This is a genomic window from Halorubrum sp. Ea1 (genome assembly GCF_002252965.1).
Lineage (GTDB): Archaea > Halobacteriota > Halobacteria > Halobacteriales > Haloferacaceae > Halorubrum.
On sequence record NZ_NHPG01000086.1, the window covers coordinates 1 to 4,270 of the forward strand.

The 4,270-nt window shown below is 71.1% G+C and carries 3 protein-coding genes; 2 read left to right on the forward strand and 1 reads right to left on the reverse strand.

What is annotated here, in order from left to right; translation table 11 throughout:
• Positions 1 to 168: 168 nt before the first annotated feature.
• Positions 169 to 1,053 carry a hypothetical protein gene (locus DJ73_RS10650; protein WP_094557930.1) on the reverse strand — a complete coding sequence of 295 codons (885 nt, stop codon included), beginning with the start codon at positions 1,051 to 1,053 and terminating at the stop codon, positions 169 to 171.
• 162 nt (positions 1,054 to 1,215) lie between these two features.
• Here DJ73_RS10650 and DJ73_RS10655 point away from each other — a divergent pair, with 162 nt between their 5' ends.
• Together DJ73_RS10655 and mutS are read left to right on the forward strand one after the other, a co-directional pair.
• Positions 1,216 to 1,770 carry a hypothetical protein gene (locus tag DJ73_RS10655; RefSeq protein WP_094557931.1) on the forward strand — a complete coding sequence of 185 codons (555 nt, stop codon included), beginning with the start codon at positions 1,216 to 1,218 and terminating at the stop codon, positions 1,768 to 1,770.
• 60 nt (positions 1,771 to 1,830) lie between these two features.
• Positions 1,831 to 4,270: DNA mismatch repair protein MutS (mutS, locus tag DJ73_RS10660; RefSeq protein WP_094557932.1), on the forward strand; the 2,440-nt coding region annotated here is incomplete at its 3' end.

The window sequence follows — 4,270 nt, forward strand, 5'->3', positions numbered from 1 at the left end:
AGCACCGCAAGGAGGGAGCGAAGCGACTAACTGAGGAGCGCAGCGAGCGTGCGTGCCCCTCACGGCTGGGGCTTTGGAGGTGTTCACCGCCGATCCGCCGTCAACTATTTATAAGCGAGCGGCTGGAGCTTCTGCAGAATTCACCACGAAGCGACCGGTCACGACGTCTTATTCGGTCGCGAGCGACGGCGGTAGGTCCAGCTCGAACAGCCGCGCGTTGCAGGCGGCACAGCGCCCGGCGATCACGTCGTAGCTCGTACAGCAGGACTGGACGACGCGCTCTTCGAGACTCACGTGGCCCTCGCAGGCGGGGCACTCCTCGACGAACAGTCGGAGCGCGCCGAGCACGCCGCTCCGGGTCGCGAGCGGGAGGGCCGTCCAGTCGTCGAGCCGGTCGGTCAGCACGCGGTCGGCGGCGACGTCGGCGAGGAACGCGGCGCTGGACTCCCAGTGACCGAGGCGCTCGTCGCCGACGAACGCGAAGGCGGTCCCGCCGCGCCAGTCGAGCGAGAGCGAGTCGTCGTCGACGTCGGCGAGCGACGCGAGCGCCGCCAGGTCCGCGTCGACGTCGGAGTCGCTGCGAGCGTCGTCCCCCTCGGCACCGGCCTCGGCGGCAGCACTCGCGTCGATGTGCATCCCGTCGAGGGCGGCGCGCCACGTGGACGCGAACCACGGGGCGAACGCGAGGTCGGCCCCGTCGGGCGTCTCGACGAGGACCTCGGTCGACAGCAGGTACGACTCCGCGTCGACGTCGGTCGGCGGGGCGGCCGCCCTCCCCTTCCCGAAGAGCCGCAGGACGCGCTCGGGGAGGTACCGCTTGGTGAGTTCGGGCGTCCCCGGGACGAGGTAGCCGCGGAGCCAGATCGCCGCGAGGGAGGCGGCTAGGGCGAGCGCGGCGAGCCCCGGGCGACCGACGACCGCGAGCGCGGCGGCGACCGCGACCGCGACGGCGACGTTGACCGCGGTACAGGGGAGACAGCGGTTTTCGCCGGTGTACTCCGGGCGGCGAAGCCGGGCGAGGCGACCGAGACGGGTGTCGTGAGCGGGCGTCATGTCTAGACTGAGGCGCCGATCGGTCGTATGTATGGACGCCATACCGCCCGTCGCGAAAGGGCGGACGAACCGAACCAGACCAGAACCGGAGGCGAGTTACCAACAGGAAGAGATATGTTAGTTGGTGACAGTCACCAGTCAGAGATACTCTTCGAGAGATTAATGTCATCCCGACTCACCAAGCAGAAGGATGCGGCCCCGAGCGAGGGCACCGGGCCGTCGCGCGACGAGATATTCACGGCGTTGAGCAACCGCCGACGGCGGAACGTGATCGCCTATCTGAGAGAGCACGGGAACGACGCTCGCGTGAGAGACATCGCCGAGCAGCTGGCGGCGTGGGAGAACGAACTCGCGGTCAACGAGGTCACGTACAAACAGCGGAAGCGCGTCTACACCGCGCTCCACCAGTCGCACCTCCCGAAGCTGGCCGAGAACGGGTTCATCGCGTACGAGCCGAACAGGGGGATCGTCTCCCTCACCGAGCAGAGTCGACAGTTGGAGGTGTACCTCGAAGTCGTCTCCGAGAACGAGATCCTGTGGAGCGAGTACTACGTGGGCCTCGGCGTCGCCTGCGGGCTGCTCGCCGGGGCCGCGGCGATCGGGACCGTCCCGTTCGCCGACGTGTCGGGGTACGCGTACGCGGTCCTCTTCGCGGTGCTCTTCGCCGTCTCCGGCCTGATACACCGGACGGTGACGCGTCGCAACCGGGTCGGGTAGCGTCGCCGCTCGGCGCGACACCCGTAGGGTTTTAGCCGCCCACGGCGGGAGTACGGGTATATGGCAACGGGGATCGTCGGGGAGTTCCTCGATCTCAAGGCGGAGACGGACGCGGACGTCCTCGCGATGCAGTGCGGCGACTTCTACGAGTTCTTCGCGGACGACGCGGAGCTGGTCGCCGACGAGCTCGACCTGACGGTGTCACAGAAGTCCTCGCACGGCTCGTCGTACCCGATGGCGGGCGTCCCGCTCTCGGAGCTGACGCCCTACGTGAAGGCGCTCGTCGAGCGCGGCTACCGGGTCGCCGTCGCCGACCAGTACCAGACGGACGACGGCCACGCCCGCGAGATCACGCGGGTCGTCACGCCCGGTACCCTGCTGGAGACCGCCGACGACGACGCGCGGTACCTCGCGGCGGTCGTCCGCGAGGGCGACGGCGGCGGGGCGTCGGCCGCGGGGGAGACGAGCGACGAAGCTGACGGCCCCTACGGGCTCGCCCTCGCCGACGTCACCACGGGCCGATTCCTCGTCACCGAGGTCGGCGACGAGAGCGACCTCCGGGCGGAGCTGTACCGGTTCGATCCCGCGGAGGTGCTCCCCGGCCCCCGCGTCCGCAACGACGACCGGCTGCTCGGCGCGGTCAGGGAGGACCTCTCCGGGTCGGTGTCGCTGTTCGACGCGGAGGCGTTCGCGCCGGGGCGGGCGAAGCACGCGGTCCGCGAGCAGTTCGGCCGGGAGACCGCCGACAGCGTCGGGATCGACTCCGACCTCGCGCTGCGCGCGGCCGGCGCGACCCTCGGCTACGTCGAGGAGACGGGCGCCGGGGTGCTCGCGTCGATGACCCGGCTCACGGCGTACGGCGACCACGTCGACGTCGACGCGACGACCCAGCGCAACCTCGAACTCACGGAGACGATGCACGGCGATGGGGAGGGGTCGCTGTTCGAGACGATCGACCACACCGTCACCGCGGCCGGCGGGCGGCTCCTCCGGGAGTGGCTCACCCGACCGCGCCGGGACCGGGCGCGGCTGGACCGCCGGCTCGACGCGGTCGAGGCGCTGGCGTCGGCCGCCCTCGCGCGCGACCGCCTCCGCGAGACGCTCGGGGAGGCGTACGACCTCGAACGGCTCGCAGCGCGGGCGACGAGCGGGAGCGCGGGCGCACGCGAACTCCTCTCGATGCGCGACACCCTCGCGCTGGTGCCGGCGATGGTCGACGCCGTCGAGGGGACCGCGCTCGCGGACTCGCCGGTCGCGGCGGTTCTGGAGGGCCTCGACCGCGACCGCGCCCGTGCGCTCCACGGCGAGCTCGCCGACGCGCTCGCGGACGACCCGCCGGAGGCGAAGACGCAGGGCGGGCTCCTCCGAGAGGGGTACGACGACGAGCTCGACGAGCTGATCGCGAGCCACGAGGAGGCCAAAGAGTGGCTCGACACCCTCGCGGAGCGGGAGAAGCGGCGGCACGGCCTCAGCCACGTCACGGTCGACCGCAACAAGACGGACGGCTACTACATCCAGGTCGGCAAGTCGGTCGCCGATCAGGTCCCCGATCACTACCGGGAGATCAAGACGCTGAAGAACTCCAAGCGGTTCGTCACCGACGAGCTGGCGGAGCGGGAACGGGAGGTGCTCCGCTTGGAGGAGGCCCGCGGCGAGCTGGAGTACGAGCTGTTCGAGGAGCTGCGCGAGCGCGTCGCCGGCGACGCCGAGCTGCTGCAGGACGTCGGGCGGGCCCTCGCCGAGGTCGACGCGCTCGCGTCGCTCGCGACCCACGCCGCCGGCAACGACTGGACGCGCCCGGAGCTAACGGACGAGCGCCGGCTCGACGTGGAGGCCGGGCGCCACCCCGTCGTCGAGCGGACGACGGACTTCGTGCCGAACGACCTCCGGCTCGACGACGAGCGGGGCTTCCTGATCGTCACCGGGCCGAACATGAGCGGGAAGTCGACGTACATGCGGCAGGCGGCCCTGATCCAGCTGCTCGCGCAGGCGGGGTCGTTCGTCCCCGCGCGGGCGGCCACGGTCGGGCTCGTCGACGGGATCTACACCCGCGTCGGCGCGCTCGACGAGCTGGCGCAGGGGCGCTCGACGTTCATGGTCGAGATGCAGGAGCTGTCGAACATCCTCCACTCGGCGACCGCCGACTCCCTCGTCATCCTCGACGAGGTCGGCCGCGGGACCGCCACCTACGACGGGATCTCCATCGCGTGGGCCGCGACGGAGTATTTGCATAACGAGGTGCGCGCGCGGACTCTCTTCGCCACGCACTACCACGAGCTAACGGCGCTGGCGGACCACCTCCCCCGCGTCGCGAACGTCCACGTCGCCGTCGACGAGCGCGACGGCGAGGTGACGTTCCTGCGGACGGTCCGCGACGGCCCGACGAACCGGTCGTACGGAGTTCACGTCGCCGACCTCGCCGGGGTCCCCGAGCCGGTCGTCGGGCGCGCCGACGAGGTGCTCGACCGGCTCCGTCCCCCGTGCCCCCGCCTCCCGGGTC